This window comes from Pseudomonas sp. Marseille-Q8238 (genome assembly GCF_965111915.1).
The window spans coordinates 3,569,966-3,584,900 of the sequence record NZ_CBCOPI010000001.1 but is presented as its reverse complement, the minus strand read 5'-3'; the positions used below and the strand labels follow the sequence as shown (position 1 = coordinate 3,584,900).

16 protein-coding genes are annotated in these 14,935 nt (G+C 62.0%); 11 read left to right on the top strand and 5 right to left on the bottom strand.

Going from position 1 to position 14,935, the window contains the following annotated elements:
* Nucleotides 1-84: 84 nt before the first annotated feature.
* The 4 genes from ACWPW0_RS16715 (at nt 85) to ACWPW0_RS16700 (ending at nt 3,187) form a co-directional block, all read left to right on the top strand.
* The gene (locus ACWPW0_RS16715) at nt 85-798 is read left to right on the top strand and encodes a TetR/AcrR family transcriptional regulator (RefSeq protein ID WP_447595689.1); all 714 of its coding nucleotides are present in this window, start codon (nt 85-87) and stop codon (nt 796-798) included.
* An 81-nt stretch (nt 799-879) separates the two neighbouring features.
* A complete protein-coding gene (locus ACWPW0_RS16710; protein WP_454255917.1) occupies nt 880-1,434 on the top strand; it encodes a hypothetical protein in 555 nt (184 codons plus the stop codon).
* Nucleotides 1,435-1,444: 10 nt separating this feature from the next.
* Complete coding sequence (locus ACWPW0_RS16705; protein WP_454255916.1) at nt 1,445-2,734, top strand: flavohemoglobin expression-modulating QEGLA motif protein; 1,290 nt, start codon at nt 1,445-1,447, stop codon at nt 2,732-2,734.
* Nucleotides 2,735-2,854: 120 nt separating this feature from the next.
* Nucleotides 2,855-3,187: a hypothetical protein gene (locus ACWPW0_RS16700; protein WP_447593160.1), complete on the top strand. Its 333-nt coding sequence runs from the start codon at nt 2,855-2,857 to the stop codon at nt 3,185-3,187.
* Between the two features lie 68 nt (nt 3,188-3,255).
* Here the strand turns inward: ACWPW0_RS16700 and ACWPW0_RS16695 are convergent, their stop codons facing one another.
* The gene (locus ACWPW0_RS16695) at nt 3,256-5,436 is read right to left on the bottom strand and encodes a heavy metal translocating P-type ATPase (protein ID WP_454255915.1); all 2,181 of its coding nucleotides are present in this window, start codon (nt 5,434-5,436) and stop codon (nt 3,256-3,258) included.
* Between the two features lie 76 nt (nt 5,437-5,512).
* Here ACWPW0_RS16695 and cadR point away from each other — a divergent pair, with 76 nt between their 5' ends.
* Nucleotides 5,513-5,980, top strand: a complete 468-nt coding sequence (gene cadR / locus ACWPW0_RS16690) for a Cd(II)/Pb(II)-responsive transcriptional regulator (protein ID WP_454255914.1) — start codon at nt 5,513-5,515, stop codon at nt 5,978-5,980.
* A 117-nt stretch (nt 5,981-6,097) separates the two neighbouring features.
* Here cadR and ACWPW0_RS16685 read toward each other — a convergent pair whose 3' ends face one another.
* The 3 genes from ACWPW0_RS16685 to ACWPW0_RS16675 form a co-directional block, all read right to left on the bottom strand.
* Nucleotides 6,098-6,874, bottom strand: a complete 777-nt coding sequence (locus ACWPW0_RS16685) for an OmpA family protein (protein WP_447593155.1) — start codon at nt 6,872-6,874, stop codon at nt 6,098-6,100.
* A gap of 38 nt (nt 6,875-6,912) precedes the next feature.
* Entirely contained in the window at nt 6,913-7,323 is a 411-nt protein-coding gene (locus tag ACWPW0_RS16680; RefSeq protein WP_447593153.1) for a DUF4398 domain-containing protein, read from the bottom strand.
* A gap of 265 nt (nt 7,324-7,588) precedes the next feature.
* Nucleotides 7,589-7,936 (bottom strand): pilin assembly protein, encoded by a 348-nt coding sequence (locus ACWPW0_RS16675; RefSeq protein WP_447593152.1) that lies wholly within the window; start codon nt 7,934-7,936, stop codon nt 7,589-7,591.
* A 183-nt stretch (nt 7,937-8,119) separates the two neighbouring features.
* Between ACWPW0_RS16675 and ppc the strand changes: the two genes are divergently transcribed.
* From ppc to ACWPW0_RS16645, 6 genes are all read left to right on the top strand, one after another.
* A complete protein-coding gene (gene ppc / locus ACWPW0_RS16670; RefSeq protein ID WP_454255913.1) occupies nt 8,120-10,756 on the top strand; it encodes a phosphoenolpyruvate carboxylase in 2,637 nt (878 codons plus the stop codon).
* Between the two features lie 160 nt (nt 10,757-10,916).
* Nucleotides 10,917-11,564, top strand: coding sequence for an adenylate kinase (adk, locus tag ACWPW0_RS16665; protein WP_447593148.1), 648 nt, complete (start codon nt 10,917-10,919; stop codon nt 11,562-11,564).
* Between the two features lie 88 nt (nt 11,565-11,652).
* Complete coding sequence (gene tsaB / locus ACWPW0_RS16660) at nt 11,653-12,333, top strand: tRNA (adenosine(37)-N6)-threonylcarbamoyltransferase complex dimerization subunit type 1 TsaB (protein WP_454255912.1); 681 nt, start codon at nt 11,653-11,655, stop codon at nt 12,331-12,333.
* Nucleotides 12,334-12,403: 70 nt separating this feature from the next.
* Nucleotides 12,404-12,748 carry a hypothetical protein gene (locus tag ACWPW0_RS16655; RefSeq protein WP_454255911.1) on the top strand — a complete coding sequence of 115 codons (345 nt, stop codon included), beginning with the start codon at nt 12,404-12,406 and terminating at the stop codon, nt 12,746-12,748.
* A 5-nt stretch (nt 12,749-12,753) separates the two neighbouring features.
* Nucleotides 12,754-13,608: a DUF72 domain-containing protein gene (locus tag ACWPW0_RS16650; protein ID WP_454255910.1), complete on the top strand. Its 855-nt coding sequence runs from the start codon at nt 12,754-12,756 to the stop codon at nt 13,606-13,608.
* 73 nt (nt 13,609-13,681) lie between these two features.
* Nucleotides 13,682-14,368: an extensin-like domain-containing protein gene (locus ACWPW0_RS16645; protein ID WP_454255909.1), complete on the top strand. Its 687-nt coding sequence runs from the start codon at nt 13,682-13,684 to the stop codon at nt 14,366-14,368.
* Here ACWPW0_RS16645 and ACWPW0_RS16640 read toward each other — a convergent pair.
* Nucleotides 14,357-14,890 (bottom strand): hypothetical protein, encoded by a 534-nt coding sequence (locus ACWPW0_RS16640; protein ID WP_454255908.1) that lies wholly within the window; start codon nt 14,888-14,890, stop codon nt 14,357-14,359. The two genes, ACWPW0_RS16645 and ACWPW0_RS16640, sit on opposite strands and share 12 nt — an antisense overlap.
* Nucleotides 14,891-14,935 lie beyond the last annotated feature (45 nt).

Sequence of the window (14,935 nt, the reverse complement as noted above, 5' to 3'; positions counted from 1 at the left end):
TTGCTATGACAATGCGAAAAGATCGGCCCACTGATGGGGTGGGCCGCATTTTCCGCATCAGCGGGCGAGAGGATCGTTTTCCCAGTGATTCAGGCACCCAGCAAGCAGCATCCCGCCAGACGCGCCAGCGACTTGGCCGAGAGCATCCAGTACCGGGGTCGCAAGACCAGCCGTCAGGGCAGCGAGCAACGCCGCCGTAAAATCCTCGAAGCTGTACTGCGCATCATCGTGCGTGACGGCATTAGGGCTGTTCGTCACCGCGCGGTTGCGGCCGAAGCCCAGGTGCCACTATCGGCCACGACCTACTACTTCAAAGACATCAAGGACCTCATCAGCGACAGCTTTGCGCTGTTCGTGGAGCGCAGTTCTGCCAGTCTGGCCGTGCTTTGGGCCGGTATCGACGATGACTTCCAGCGCCTGGCCGCAAGCGCCGAGGGCGATCGGCAGGCGCGCAGGCAGATGGTGGATCACGCCATTGATGTCGCGGTTGCCCATGTCGAGGCCAAATTACGCGAAGGCCGCGACGAACTCTGGCTGGAAATCGCCTTTGGTCAGGAGTCGCTGACCAATCCGGCCTTGAAATCACTGGCTTTGGCGCATCAGCAGTTGCGCACGCATTTCGCTGAAATGGCGTTGCGTGCCATGGGATCGAGCGCACCGGTAGAGGATGCGCGCGTGTTGACTACGCTTATTTTGCGGATGGAATATCATGCCCTCGTCGATGGGCTGGAGAATCTGGACCGGGCAGGGCAGCGGGCTGTTCTCAAACGCTTCCTCGATCTGGTCTGTGGCCTCTGAGTCGGAGCTGTCCCGGTAGCTCGCTCGCTGCTTGGTTGCCGTCGCCACCGCTGGTTTATCGGATCTCACAAGGAGTGCGTAATGAAAACCTGGCGTTTCGCGATCGTCGCTCTGTTCTGTCTGCTATCGAGCGGTTGCCTGGTCACATTCAGGGAGCCGATTCCTGCCAATGAGGCGGCACCGATTCCTCTGCTCGGTGAGTGGGAGCGGCAGGATGAATGGGGCGAGCGGCAGTTGCTCAGTATCAGCCGTTCGGGCTCTAACCTTTATCGGGCGCGTGTCTGGAGCGACGGCGAAGAGGGCAAGACGGCTGACGAATATGGCTTCACGGTGTCTCATCACGGGCATCGCTGGTACATGTCGGCGGGGTTGCCGAAGCGGCTGGGCGCCAATTTCGCGATTGCCGGTTTCGAGCTGACCAGCAGCAATGAACTGGTCATCTATACCCTCGATGTAGACCGCATCCAGCAGGATGTACACAACGGTGTCCTGCAGGGTCAGACGGTGGAGACCGTACAGGGCGATGGTCTGCTGATCAGCAGCCCGTTGCCACAGGTGTTCGGCTATCTGGACGATCAGGCCAATTCCGATGTTTTCATCGAAGTGGCGCGCTATCAGCGCAGCAGTGGCCAGTAACGGAGTGGGCATGAGCAAAGGCGATACGCTTAACGAATACCAGGCCACGATCCGTGGTTTGTCCGACCGGATTGTCGACGCGCAGACGCCGATTCGCGTGCTCGATGCCATCAAGTGGGACGACAGCATCCGTCAGGGCTTCCTCAAGGCCAAGGGCAAGGCGATGCCGGCGGTGGATCGCAGCTACTACGATAGCCGACCGCTGGCGTTCGATGCCGCCGCGAAGAAGCTGGAGTTTCAGAACATCGAGCGTGATATCACCCGCCACCTGGGACAGTTCAACCCGGTCGGGCAGATCATGCGGCGCATGTGCAAGGAATACCGCATGGTAATCCGCATGCTCGAAGCACGTGGCACGGCGGATTTCGGCCTGATTTCCCAGGAGCTGTATGGCGCGGCGTCCGATGCCTTCCACGCCGGTGACCCGACCCTTGCCGACCTCGGCCTGATGCTCTCCGATTACCTCAACAACATCGCCAGTCGCGGCGATCTCGAAGACGAAGCCAAGACCCTGACCGCCAAGGACGCAGTGCTGCAATTGCAGACCCGCCTGGCCGGTGTATTTGGCGACGACACCATTCGCGTATTCGAGTCCGACGGTATCGTCGCCGATGCGGCGGCCGGTGCCGACTACATCAAGGTGCGTGCCGACGCGATGTTCAACGAGCGTGATGTGCGTGCGTTGGAGGTCCACGAAGGGCTGGTCCATGTCGGCACCACGTTGAACGGGCAGAACCAGCCGATCTGTACCTTCCTGGCCAAGGGGCCACCCTCATCGACGGTGACCCAGGAAGGCCTGGCCATTCTCATGGAGGTCATCGCTTTTGCCTCTTACCCGACGCGTTTGCGCAAGCTGACCAATCGTACCCGCGCCATTCACATGGCGGAGGAGGGTGCCGACTTCCTGCAGGTGTTCGCGTTCTACCAGGAGCAGGGCTACGGCATGGCGGAGAGCTACGGCAGTGCCAGTCGGGTATTCCGCGGCTCCACCCCGACGGGGTTGCCGTTCACCAAGGATCTGTCCTACCTCAAGGGCTTCATCCTGATCTACAACTACATCCAGTTGGCCGTACGCAAAGGCAAGCTGGAGCAGATTCCCCTGCTGTTCTGTGGCAAAACCACCCTGGAAGACATGCGTACCCTGCGTCAGTTGGTCGATGAAGGGTTGGTTGTGCCTCCCAAGTACCTGCCGCAGCAGTTCCGCGACCTCAACGCGTTGTCGGCCTGGATGTGCTTTTCCAACTTCCTCAACCACCTGAGCCTGGATCGTATCGAGGCCGATTACGCGAATATCCTATGAATGTCGTGGTGCCAAATCGGCCGGCTGCGGCATCGTGGCGCTTGCCATCGATCGATGGCTGTATCAGGCTGCGGCGCTTTCAATTCCAACCCTCCCTTCTGTCAGCAAGTGAAGATCGCCATGAGTGAAGAACGCAACGCCATCCCTCTGATCCTTACCGGCATCGTCAGTATTGTCGGCACCATTCTGGTGTTGTGGTACTACGGCTACGTGCATTTCGCCAAGGAGGAGGATGCCCTGCTGCTGGCCGACTTCACCATGCTCAAGACCATTCCCGGGCAGGACTACAAACTCTCCGTGAAGCCAGCCAGGCAAGTCGCGCATTGCATCGATGGTGTGCTGGTGCTGTTCGACACCGAGCAGAAGGGGCTGACTGGCGTGCTGGTCGATGACCGCAAGCAGGCCGTGCGTTGCATCGGTCAGGAAACCCCGCAGGCACCTGCCGCGCAGTAATCCCTCTCCACAACGGCCTGCTCCTGAAGCGCTCTTGCCGGTGAGTCTGGCAAGAGCGCTTACGCGTTTCAGCGAGCCATACGCAACAGGCGCAGGCCGTTGAACACCACCAGCAAGCTGGCGCCCATGTCGGCGAAGACGGCCATCCACAAGCTGCCTGCACCGACCAGGGTCAAGCCGAGAAACACCAGCTTGATGCCCAGCGCCAGGCTGATGTTTTGCATCAGCACGGAATGGGTGCGGCGCGACAGGCGGATGAACGTCGGCAACTTGCGCAGGTCATCGTCCATCAACGCCACATCTGCGGTCTCGATGGCCGTGTCGGTGCCGGCAGCGCCCATGGCAAAACCTATATCGGCACGGGCCAGCGCGGGTGCATCGTTGATGCCGTCGCCGACCATGCCGATTCGCTGGTCGTTTGCCTGTCGGCGTTCGACTTCGCGCAGCTTGTCTTCCGGCAGCAGGTTGCCCAGCGCCTCATCGATACCAACCTGCTTGGCGATGGCGGCAGCGGTGTGCGGGTTGTCGCCCGTCAGCATCAGGGTGCGCACACCGATGTCATGCAACTGGCTCACGGCCTCGCGGCTGGTTTCGCGCACGGCATCGGCCACGGCGAACAGAGCCATCGGCCCCGCTTCATCGAGCAGCACGATCACCGTCTTGCCCTGGCGCTCCAGCTCGTCGAGACGGGCTTCGAGCTCACTGGAACACAGCCCCAGCTCTTCGACCAGGCGATGATTGCCCAGGTGGTAGGGGGTGCCGGCGATCAGGCCTTTTACCCCCCGGCCGGGCAGCGCCGTGAGCTGCTCAACGGGCTGCAAGGCAATCTGTTCGGTCAGTGCGGCACGAGCCAGCGCCTGGGACACCGGGTGATCGGAGCGTGAGGCCAGGCTGGCAGCCAGGCTGCGTGCATCGCCTGGGCGCAGCGCGATGAAGTCGGTCTGCTGCGGGCGGCCGTGGGTCAGGGTGCCGGTCTTGTCCAGGGCGATCCAGGTGAGCTGGCGACCCATTTCCAGGAACACGCCACCCTTGACCAGAATGCCCATGCGCGCTGCCGCAGCCAGGCCGCTGACCAGGGTGACGGGGGTGGAGATCACCAGTGCACAGGGGCAGGCAATGACCAGCAGCACCAGCGCGCGGTAGATCCAGTCGAGCCAGACGCCCTGGAATAGCAGCGGAGGCAACACCGCCGTGAGCAACGCGATGATGAAAACGGTTGGGGTGTAGATACGCGAAAAGCGGTCGACGAAGCGCTGGGTCGGCGCGCGGGTGCCCTGGGCTTCCTCGACGGCATGGATGATGCGCGCCAGGGTGCTGTCATTGGCAGCCCGGGTGACTTCGAACTCCAGCTCGCCTTCGCCGTTGATGGTGCCGGCGAACAGGCTATCGCCTACCTGCTTCTCCACGGGCAGGCTTTCTCCGGTGATAGGCGCCTGGTTGACGCTGGAGTTGCCGGCCAGCAGGGTGCCGTCCAGGGCGATTCGCTCACCGGGACGCACACGAACGCGGGTGCCGGGTTGCACGCTGCTAGCAGGCACTTCGCGCCAGGTGCCGTCGATGCTCACCGTGGCTTGCTGGGGTGCCAGGTCGAGCAGGCCACTGATGGCCCGGCGAGCGCGGTCCAGAGACTTGGCCTCGATCAGTTCGGCAATGGCGAACAGCACGCTGACCATCGCCGCTTCCGGCCATTGACCGATCAGCAGGGCGCCGGTTACGGCGATACTCATCAGGGCGTTGATGTTCAGGTCACGATTCTTCAGGGCGATCAGCCCCTTGCGATAGGTCGGCAGGCCGGCGCCTGCGATGGCCAGCAGGGCCAGCGCCGCAACCAGCCATTGCGGGCCGATGGCAAACCATTCGCAGATCTCGGACGCAAGGGCCAGCACGCCGGCTACAGCCAGCGGCCACCAGGGCTTTTGTGCAGGGCTGGCGGCTGTTTCACTGGGCGCGGCATCGATGTCTTCAGCCTGCATGCCCAGCGTAGCGATCAACTGCTGCAGCGGTTGCAGCTCGGTAAAGCGATGCTGCACGCGCAGGACGCGTTGCATCAGGTTGAACTCCAGGGCTTCGACTTCTGGCAGTTTCCCCAGGGCATTGCGCAGCAGGCGTTCTTCGGTAGGGCAGTCCATGGCTTCGATGCGCAGGGCGCTCCAGCGCAACTCGCCAGTGCTTGCGGTCGTCAGGTCAGGATTGCCTGCGGGCACTTCGGGGGCGGGGTGGTCATGGTTGCAGCAGTGATTCTGGCTCATGGTGGAGCTCCATTGACGATATGCTGCCGATTGCACACCCTGTAGCAACTACAGAGTCAAGCATCAGGATTCCAGAATGAAAATTGGCGAGTTGTCCCGGTTGACCGATTGCCCGGTAGAGACCATTCGTTATTACGAGCGAGAAGGGCTATTGCCCGAGCCATCACGTAGCGAAGGCAATTACCGGCAGTACACGCAACTGCATGTCGAGCGCCTGGCATTCATCCGTCATTGCCGCTCGTTGGATATGACCCAGCAGGAAATTCGTGCCCTGTTGGCGCTGCGTGATAGTCCCGAGGCTGACTGCACGGCTGCCAATCACCTGATCGATGAACATATCCACCATGTCGAGGTGCGTATCGCAGAGTTGCGTGCCTTGCAGGAGCAGTTGCGGGATCTGCGTGCCCATTGCCAGATCAGTGGCAGCAGTGAGGCCTGTGGCATCTTGCGTGAGCTGGAGCAGCCGGCCGTGATTCCGGTGACGACCGATGCCTGTGCGGCGGCGGGGCACCTGCATGTGCCAGGTACGCACAAGCGTCACTAGGGGCTGTTGCCATTTCTCGCGGCCACGCGGCTCGCGAGCGAAACGACACAGACCCTGATATGTCAGGCAAGAAAAAAGCCCGCGTGATGCGGGCTTTTTCATTGCTGGTGGCGCGGATCAGCGCACGCGTGGTGCTACTGGGCCCGGGCCATTGGCAATGGTCACTTCCACGCGACGGTTAAGGCTACGGGAGTCTGCGGTGTCATTGCTGGCGACCGGGTAGTCCTTGCCGAAACCATGGGTGGTGATGCGCGTCGGGTTGACCCCGGCGGCGACCAGTGCACGGCGGACCGAATCAGCGCGTGCTTTCGACAGGCGCAGGTTGTGGTCTACGGTGCCGGTGCTGTCGGTGAAGCCTTCAACCACGACCTGGCGATCGGGGTTTTGCGACAGGTAGTTCGCCAGTTGCTGCACGTTGCGCAGGCCATTCGGGTTCAGCTCGGAACGATCGATCTGGAACAGTACGTCACCCAGGGTGACCACATCGCCACGTTCGGTCTTTTTCGCCTTGAGCTGGTTGAGCAGCACATCGACCTGCTGGTTGCGGGCGTCCAGCTGCGCTTGTGTGCGCTGAGCCGGGGCTTTGGCCAGAGCCGCTTCTGCTTCTTTCTGCTTGATGGTCTGGCGAGCCAGTTCAACGCGCTGGTTGGTGATGTAGGCCAGGTGATCGACCTGCACTACGTCTTCGCGATCAGAATAGGCCTTGTTGGCGCGGGCGAGCATGTCGGAAGCATCCTTGGTTTCCAGGGGGGCCAGGGAGTTCGCCTTGGGCTCGGCCTGCAGTTGCGAGAAGTTACTGTTGGCCTGCTCCAGATTGGGGTTCGGCTTGGAGGCGCAAGCAACCAGGGCCAGGCTGAGCAGGGACAGGGCGGGAACAGCAATGAATTTATTCATGGGATCATCCTTATCGTTAAGCGTGGGGCCGGTTCAGGTCACTGCACAATGATGGGGGTACGCGAACCTTCCTCGCGGATCTGCTGAATGCCTTGCTGGGCATCCTGCAGGGCCTTCTCCGTTTTAACCGCGCGCGCCTTGCGCTCTGCTACACGGGCGTCCCACTCAGCCTCTTCGGCGATACGACGAGCTTCGTCGTACTTCTTGTCCTGCATCAGGCGTTCGGCCTGGGTCAGCTTGTCCTGGGCGGTCTTCATTTCTACCGGGGCATATTGCGTGCCGCCAGCGTCCACGGCGCTTCTGACGACCGTGTTGGTGACCGCGAACTGCTCGGTGGGAGGGGTGCCAGCACAGCCTGCCAGCAACAGGCTGCCGCCCAGTGCCAGGGCCGCTGCCAGTGTTTTCGATCCGGTGACAGCAGGGATTGCCTTCATGATATTCAGCTCCATTTGATTACATCCTCGACATCGTGATAACTCATGACAATTTCCTGCCAGATGCATGCTCACTGAGTTTTTTTCGAAGAAAAAGTCGTATTTTTCTCGATGATTTCATCGTGAATGCGCTGGCTATGTTTTGTGACCGGAGGCCGTTCAGGATTGTTCAAGGTTTTTTTATCCAGCCACGCAGAGGCCCGCCATGCCTGGGCCTGCTGGTCGTGGAAAGCTGATTGAAAAGCCAGGTATGGCGTGTTGCTGGGGGGCTTTCAGGGAATCAGTGGCTGGTAGGGCTTTGCGCCTGAGTGGTGAATTGCTGCAGGTATTTGCGCGACAGGGCAAGGAAGCGGGGAGTCGGGCCGATGTCTTCGTAAAGTGGATCGCCCTGCTCATCGGTGGCGATCACCTGGCTGCCCTTGATGTAGGGAAGGCTGGATTCCAGTTCGTCCAATGCTGCGCTGATCAGTTCGCCCAGCAGTTCCTCAGGGCTGCGCTTGGGGTACATCTCGGCGAGTGCTGCCAGGCGTGCAGCGGCCTCGAGCTCCAGGTGGATCTGGTAGCGACTGCGGGTCAACCGAGCCTTGGCGTTCTGTTCCCAATGGCGCACGAGTTCGCGGATTTTCATAAGTACCTCTGATTGTGCGGATGGTGCAGGCAAAAAAGACTGTCCTCATGGATGAGACGACAATCAGGCCCATGGTTCAGCGTAGCGGGCCCGGTCCTTCCTGGTGTCGAACTGACCCGTGCTTGTAAGAAAGCGTCGCCCTGTGCAATCTGGAGGCTCTATTTCGAGGCGGAGCGTGCGGCCATGGCAGAAATCGATGCGCGGTTGCGCGAAGACGTACACCTGTTGGGCGAACTGCTCGGCAATACCATCCGTGAGCAGCATGGCGAGGCCTTTCTCGACAAGATCGAACTGATTCGCCAGGGCTCCAAAGCGGGGCGCAAGGGCTCTGCAGCTGGCGAACAACAGCTGCGTGACACCCTGGACGCATTGGGCGACGACGAGCTGTTGCCCGTGGCCCGTGCCTTCAACCAGTTTCTCAACCTGGCCAACATTGCCGAGCAGTACCACCGTATTCGCCGACGGCGCCCCAACGAGTCTGCATCGTTCGAGAGCCGTGTGCTGGGCGAACTGCTGCAGCGCCTGAAGAACGATGGGCACGAGCCGGAGAAACTGGCCCGGCAACTGGCGCGTCTGGATATCGAGCTGGTACTGACGGCGCACCCGACCGAGGTGGCGCGGCGCACCTTGATCCAGAAATACGATGCCATCACGGCCCAGCTGGCGGCGTTGGACCATACCGACCTGACGGACGAGGAGGGAGATCTGGCGCGGCTGCGCCTTCAGCGTCTGATCGCCGAGGCCTGGCATACCGAGGAAATCCGTCGCAGTCGGCCAAGCCCGGTAGACGAAGCCAAATGGGGTTTCGCCGTGATCGAGCATTCGCTATGGCACGCTGTGCCGAATTTTCTGCGGCGGACGGATCAGGTCCTGCATGCCACCACCGGGCTGCACCTGCCGCTCGAGGCCGCCCCGGTGCGTTTCGCTTCATGGATGGGCGGCGACCGCGACGGCAACCCGAATGTCACCGCCAAGGTTTCCCGCGAGGTCCTGCTCCTGGCGCGCTGGATGGCGGCCGACCTGTACCTGCGCGACATCGACCACCTGGCGGCCGAGCTGTCCATGCAGCACGCCAGTGATGAGCTGCGGCGAGTGGTGGGCGTGCACCCAGAACCCTATCGGGCCGTGCTCAAACAACTGCGCGAGCGCCTGCGTGCCACGCGTGCCTGGGCCGAAGCAGCATTGGACAGTGAGGTTGCGCCAGGGCCGGCGGTGTTGCACGAAAACCGCGACCTGCTCGAGCCGCTGGAGCTGTGCTATCAGTCGCTGCATCACAGCGGTATGGGTGTGATCGCCGAAGGCGCGCTGCTCGATACCTTGCGCCGCGCGGCTACGTTCGGCTTGTTTCTGGTGCGTCTTGATGTACGTCAGGATGCTGCCCGGCATGCCGCGGCGCTCAACGAAATTACCGAATACCTGGGCTTGGGCAGCTACACCGAGTGGGATGAAGAGGCGCGCCTGACCTTCCTGCAGCGCGAGCTGGATAACCGCAGGCCGTTGCTGCCGAACCAGTTTCGCCCCAGTGCGGAAACCGCCGAGGTGCTGGCGACGTGCCGGGTAGTGGCCGCTGCACCTGCTGCGTCCCTGGGCTCGTATGTCATCTCCATGGCAGGCGCGGCGTCCGATGTGCTGGCCGTGCAGTTGCTGCTCAAAGAGTCGGGCCTGCAGCGTCCGATCCGTGTGGTGCCACTGTTCGAGACCCTGGCCGATCTGGAAAACGCCGGCCCTGCCATCGACCGTCTGCTGGGGCTACACGGTTATCGTGCACGCCTGCATGGCCCGCAGGAGGTGATGATCGGCTACTCGGACTCGGCCAAGGATGCCGGCACGCTGGCGGCTGCCTGGGCGCAATACCGTGCCCAGGAGACCCTGGTCGAGGTGTGTCGCCAGCATGAGGTCGAATTGCTGCTGTTCCATGGCCGAGGCGGCACCGTAGGGCGCGGCGGTGGCCCGGCGCACGCGGCAATCCTGTCGCAGCCACCCGGCTCGGTGGCGGGCCGCTTCCGCACCACCGAACAGGGCGAGATGATTCGCTTCAAGTTCGGCCTGCCGGACCTGGCCGAGCAGAACCTCAACCTGTACCTGGCAGCGGTATTGGAGGCCACCCTGCAACCACCGCCGGTGCCGCAGCCTGCCTGGCGTGAAGCCATGGAGCGCCTTGCTGCCGATGGCGTTGCGGCGTACCGCGCAGTGGTGCGCGAGCATCCGCAGTTCGTCGAGTATTTCCGTCAGGCCACGCCCGAACAGGAACTGGGCCGCTTGCCCCTGGGCAGCCGGCCTGCCAAGCGCCGCGCGGGTGGTGTGGAAAGCCTGCGTGCCATTCCATGGATATTCGCCTGGACGCAAACCCGGTTGATGCTGCCCGCGTGGCTAGGCTGGGAGGCCGCGTTGGAACACGCATTGCAACGCGGTGAACAAGGCCTGCTGGAGCAGATGCGCGAGCAATGGCCGTTCTTTCGCACACGCATCGACATGCTGGAAATGGTCCTGGCCAAGGCCGATGCGAGCATTGCGACCTTGTACGATGAGCGCTTGGTCGAAACCGGGTTGCAGCCGTTGGGTGCGCAGTTACGCGACCTATTGTCGCAGGCTACTACCATCGTACTGGGTTTGACCGGTCAGTCTGAACTGCTCACCCACAGTCCGGAGACCCGTGAGGCGATTACCGTGCGTAACACCTACCTGGACCCCCTGCACCTGCTCCAGGCCGAGCTGCTGGCCCGTTCCAGGCTGCGCGAGAGCCCTGCGGACAGCCCTCTGGAGCAGGCGCTTCTGGTCTCCGTTGCCGGTATCGCGGCGGGCTTGCGCAACACCGGTTGAGGTCGGTTTTTATCCGACTTTCGGTGGCTTGTGTGGCCGGGGGCTGCTGTGTATCGTGGTCAACCTTTTGGCCGCTCAGTGACGCCGAAGCCCGAATTACAGAGATTGGCCCCATGAGGCGAATCCGACGATTTCTAGTCATTTCTTGAGGAGCACATCGATGCGCGTGATTCTGCTAGGGGCGCCCGGTGCCGGCAAAGGTACCCAGGCTGGTTTCATTACCAAAAAATTTGGCATTCCGCAGATTTCCACGGGCGACATGCTGCGTGCAGCGGTCAAGGCCGGTACCGAACTTGGCCTCAAGGCCAAGAGCGTGATGGACAGCGGCGGCCTGGTTTCCGATGACCTGATCATCAACCTGGTCAAAGAGCGTATCGCCGAGGCCGACTGCGCCAATGGCTTCCTGTTCGATGGCTTCCCGCGCACCATTCCGCAGGCCGAAGCGCTGAAGAGCGCCGGCGTGACCATCGACCACGTGGTCGAGATCGCCGTGGACGACGAGGAAATCGTTGGTCGTATCGCCGGTCGCCGTGTGCACCCGGCATCTGGTCGCGTCTATCACACCGAGCACAATCCACCGAAAGTGGCCGGCAAGGATGACGAAACCGGTGACGACCTGATCCAGCGTGAAGACGACAAGGAAGAGACCGTGCGTCATCGCCTGTCCGTTTATCACTCGCAGACCAAGCCGCTGGTGGACTTCTACCAGAAGCTGGCCGCTGCCGAGGGGACGCCGAAGTACGCCGCCATCGCAGGCGTGGGTTCGGTCGACGAGATCACTGCCAAGGTATTGGCTGCCCTTAGCTGATCGATTTCGCTCAGCCATGACCAACGGCCCGCTTGCGGGCCGTTGGCGTTTATAATGCCCGCCTTTTTCTGCCTGACCGGATTACCCGATGACCACTCTGCTGGCCCTGGATACTGCCACTGAAGCCTGCTCCGTTGCCTTGCTGCACGAGGGACGGGTGCTCAGTCACTACGAGGTGATCCCGCGTCTGCATGCCCAGCGTCTGTTGCCGATGATCCATGAACTGCTGGCGCAGGCCGGGGTTGGGCTGGGCGCGCTGGATGCCATCGCATTCGGGCGCGGGCCGGGGGCGTTCACCGGCGTGCGCATCGCCATCGGTGTGGTTCAAGGGTTGGCGTTTGCCCTGGATCGTCCTGTCCTGCCGGTTTCCAACCTGGCGGTGCTGGCACAGCGGGCCTTGCGTGAACATGGTGCCTTGCAGGTGGCTGCGGCCATCGATGCGCGCATGGATGAGGTTTATTGGGGCTGCTACCAGGCGCAGGGCGGAGAAATGCGCCTGGCAGGCCTCGAAGCCGTCCTGGCGCCGGAGCAGGCCAGCTTGCCGCGCGGCGCGACAGGAGATTGGTTCGCTGCCGGCACCGGCTGGGGCACCTATGCTTCTCGAATCGCCGTACAGCCTCATGGCGTGGACGGGGGGATGCTGCCCCATGCCGAGGACCTGTTGCGCCTGGCTACGTTCGCCTGGGCGCGTGGTGAGGCATTACCGGCCGATCAGGCGCAGCCGGTCTACCTGCGCGACAAGGTGGCGACACCCAAGGCAGCACCCTGATCGTCAGTTGAACATTGCCAACGGCGCCTGGCGCCGCTAAATTGCCAGCACCTATACCGAGCAATACCCGATGCGCATTGACGGCTTCATCTCTTCCACCTCGCTGGACCGCAGCCCCCGACCGGGCAGTGCGGTAACGCCTTATCGCGAAAGCCAGCGCGAGGTAGAGGAGCGCAATGCGCAACCGGCGACGCCGGCCAGCACCCAGGGTTTCGAGCAGGCGCCGCAGATTCGTCGGGTGCAGGCGGGCAATGCCAGCAGCGACAGCCTGCCGGCCCGTGCGCAGGATGTTCTCGATCAGCAGCGCCCGCTAAATGCCCGAGCCAACCAGGCCCTGTCGGCCTATGGCACTACGGCCAGCTTCACCAATGAGCGCGACGCGGCGGACGTTCTCGGCCTCGATCTCTACGCCTGACCCCGGTGCTGCCTTACTTTCTCGGCTGCCCATCCTGGAGCGAGCCAGCCTGGCGCCCTTCGCTCTATCCAGCATCTGCACGCAACAGTGACTTTCTGTCGCTCTACGCCCGGTTGTTCAATGCGGTCGAGGGCAATACCACCTTCTATGCACGCCCTTCGGCGCAGACCGTGGAGCGCTGGGCGGGGTTGATGCCGGCAGGCTTTCACTTCTGCGCCAAGCTGCCGCGCGATATCAGCCATGGTGGTGACCTGCGTGACCAGGAAGTTGCCACTGCCGAGTTCCTGTCGCTGTTGGCGCCACTGGGCGGCCGGGTGGCGCCCTTGTGGTTGCAGCTCCCGGCCAGTTTTGGTCCGCATCGTCTGGGTGAGTTGTTGTCCTGGCTGGATGCCTTCGCTGGCAGGCGGATTGCCGTGGAGGTGCGTCACCCGGATTTTTTCGCCAAGGGTGATGACGAGCGCCTGCTCAACCGGCATCTGCGTGATCGAGGGGCGGAGCGTATCTGTCTCGACTCGCGCGCCTTGTTCAGTTGCACGTCCAGCGATCCGGCCGTTCTGCACGCGCAGTCCAAGAAACCACGGTTGCCGATTCGCCCGACAGCGTTCAGTGATAGCCCGCAGGTGCGCTTTATCGGTGGGCCGGATCTGGATGCCAACCAGGTGTTTCTCGAGCCCTGGCTGGACAAGGTGGCGGCCTGGATCGAACAGGGGCTGACGCCTCATGTATTCCTGCACACACCGGACAATCACCTGGCCGCGGCCCAGGCCATCCGTTTTCATCAATCGCTTGGTGAGCGACTGCCCGGTTTGCCTGCTTTGCCTGAGCTTGAACCCGAGGCGCCGCAACTGGGTCTGCTTTGAGGGCAGGCCACGTCGGCACCGCCAACGGCATGCGCTGGCCCCGTATGCCTTTTTGCCGTGGTTGGAGTTCCTGATGTGGCGTGTGGTTTGGTTGGTTCTGTTGCTGGTTCTGATCGGTATCCCTGTTGCCGTCTACCAGAGATGGCTGGATATTCCTGCACGCTGGAATCCGTGGGCGCCCTTGAATGTCCAGGAGTCTCCCAATCTGTTGACCGCCTTCAAGCTGATGCGTCTGCAGCAGGACCGTGAGTTGTGTGCTGAGGCGTTGGCGAGCAGCAACCTGGCCTATGTGTCCTTGCCGGATAGCGCGCAAACAGCGGATTGCCCGCTGGAAAACACCGTGAGGGTGCAAGGTTCCGACATGCGTTTCACCAGCTACCTGGCGACGTGCAAGATGGCTGTGGCTTTTGCATTGTTCGAGCGCCATGGCTTGCAGCCCGCGGCTCGCGAGGTCTTTGGTCAGCCTGTTACACGCATCGAGCACTTTGGCAGTTTTGCTTGCCGCAATATTGGCAATAGTCAGCGGCGTAGCCAGCATGCGTCGGCCAATGCGCTGGATATTGCCGGCTTTCAATTACGCGATGGGCAGCGGATTACCCTGGCGCGAGACTGGCAGGGCGAGGGGGATAAAGCGCTGTTTCTACGCAAGGTGCACGAGGCGGCGTGCAGGCAGTTCAATGTCACGCTGGGGCCGACGTACAACGCCGCTCACCGTGATCATTTCCATGTCGATATGGGCCTGTTCCATTTATGCCGCTGACGGTCCGGTGAGGAGGCCGTGTTCAGTGTGCAACTGGGCAATCGAGGCATAGGTGTTCAGCATGCTGGGCAGCACAGTCGTTGCCATTCTAGCCCGGGGCAGCCCTGGCTCATCGATAAGGTGCTGGCGATGCAAGTTCTCCAGCGTGGATGCCGACTCCAGATCGCCTACCGCGCTATCGCTCTTGAAGGGACGGCTGCTCAGGTCGAGCAGTAATGGCGTAGTCGTTACGGGACGCTGTTCGGCATCCAGGCTCACCGTCATGCTGCGTTGTTGCATGAACTCACGAAAGTTATCCGTACACGCGACCGCTGCATCGAACTGCTCCAACTGCAGCGTGGCGTCATCGGTAGGCGGATCGGTATCTGCCGCCTCGGGAACCGGTTCTAGCGCGGTAGGGTAGCCGAGCATCAGCAGATGATTCAGGAACCGGTCATGCAACCTGTCTTGCAGGTCGCGCGGGTCCAGCCTGTTGCTGGAGGGGCGGCTGGCCAGTTCAGAAGGTGAGAGTCGATCGAACATAAGCAACTCGGAGCGACCACCGATGGCCGTGTCTGGCAAAATATG

What these genes read in the sequence shown, in the direction of transcription:
- ACWPW0_RS16710 (WP_454255917.1), top strand. Translation starts at nt 880, where the DNA reads ATGAAAACCTGGCGTTTCGCGATCGTCGCTCTGTTCTGTCTGCTATCG.
- ACWPW0_RS16705 (WP_454255916.1), top strand. Translation starts at nt 1,445, where the DNA reads ATGAGCAAAGGCGATACGCTTAACGAATACCAGGCCACGATCCGTGGT.
- ACWPW0_RS16700 (WP_447593160.1), top strand. Translation starts at nt 2,855, where the DNA reads ATGAGTGAAGAACGCAACGCCATCCCTCTGATCCTTACCGGCATCGTC.
- ACWPW0_RS16695 (WP_454255915.1), bottom strand. Translation starts at nt 5,436, where the DNA reads ATGAGCCAGAATCACTGCTGCAACCATGACCACCCCGCCCCCGAAGTG.
- cadR (WP_454255914.1), top strand. Translation starts at nt 5,513, where the DNA reads ATGAAAATTGGCGAGTTGTCCCGGTTGACCGATTGCCCGGTAGAGACC.
- ACWPW0_RS16685 (WP_447593155.1), bottom strand. Translation starts at nt 6,874, where the DNA reads ATGAATAAATTCATTGCTGTTCCCGCCCTGTCCCTGCTCAGCCTGGCC.
- ACWPW0_RS16680 (WP_447593153.1), bottom strand. Translation starts at nt 7,323, where the DNA reads ATGGAGCTGAATATCATGAAGGCAATCCCTGCTGTCACCGGATCGAAA.
- ACWPW0_RS16675 (WP_447593152.1), bottom strand. Translation starts at nt 7,936, where the DNA reads ATGAAAATCCGCGAACTCGTGCGCCATTGGGAACAGAACGCCAAGGCT.
- ppc (WP_454255913.1), top strand. Translation starts at nt 8,120, where the DNA reads ATGGCAGAAATCGATGCGCGGTTGCGCGAAGACGTACACCTGTTGGGC.
- adk (WP_447593148.1), top strand. Translation starts at nt 10,917, where the DNA reads ATGCGCGTGATTCTGCTAGGGGCGCCCGGTGCCGGCAAAGGTACCCAG.
- tsaB (WP_454255912.1), top strand. Translation starts at nt 11,653, where the DNA reads ATGACCACTCTGCTGGCCCTGGATACTGCCACTGAAGCCTGCTCCGTT.
- ACWPW0_RS16655 (WP_454255911.1), top strand. Translation starts at nt 12,404, where the DNA reads ATGCGCATTGACGGCTTCATCTCTTCCACCTCGCTGGACCGCAGCCCC.
- ACWPW0_RS16645 (WP_454255909.1), top strand. Translation starts at nt 13,682, where the DNA reads ATGTGGCGTGTGGTTTGGTTGGTTCTGTTGCTGGTTCTGATCGGTATC.
- ACWPW0_RS16640 (WP_454255908.1), bottom strand. Translation starts at nt 14,890, where the DNA reads ATGTTCGATCGACTCTCACCTTCTGAACTGGCCAGCCGCCCCTCCAGC.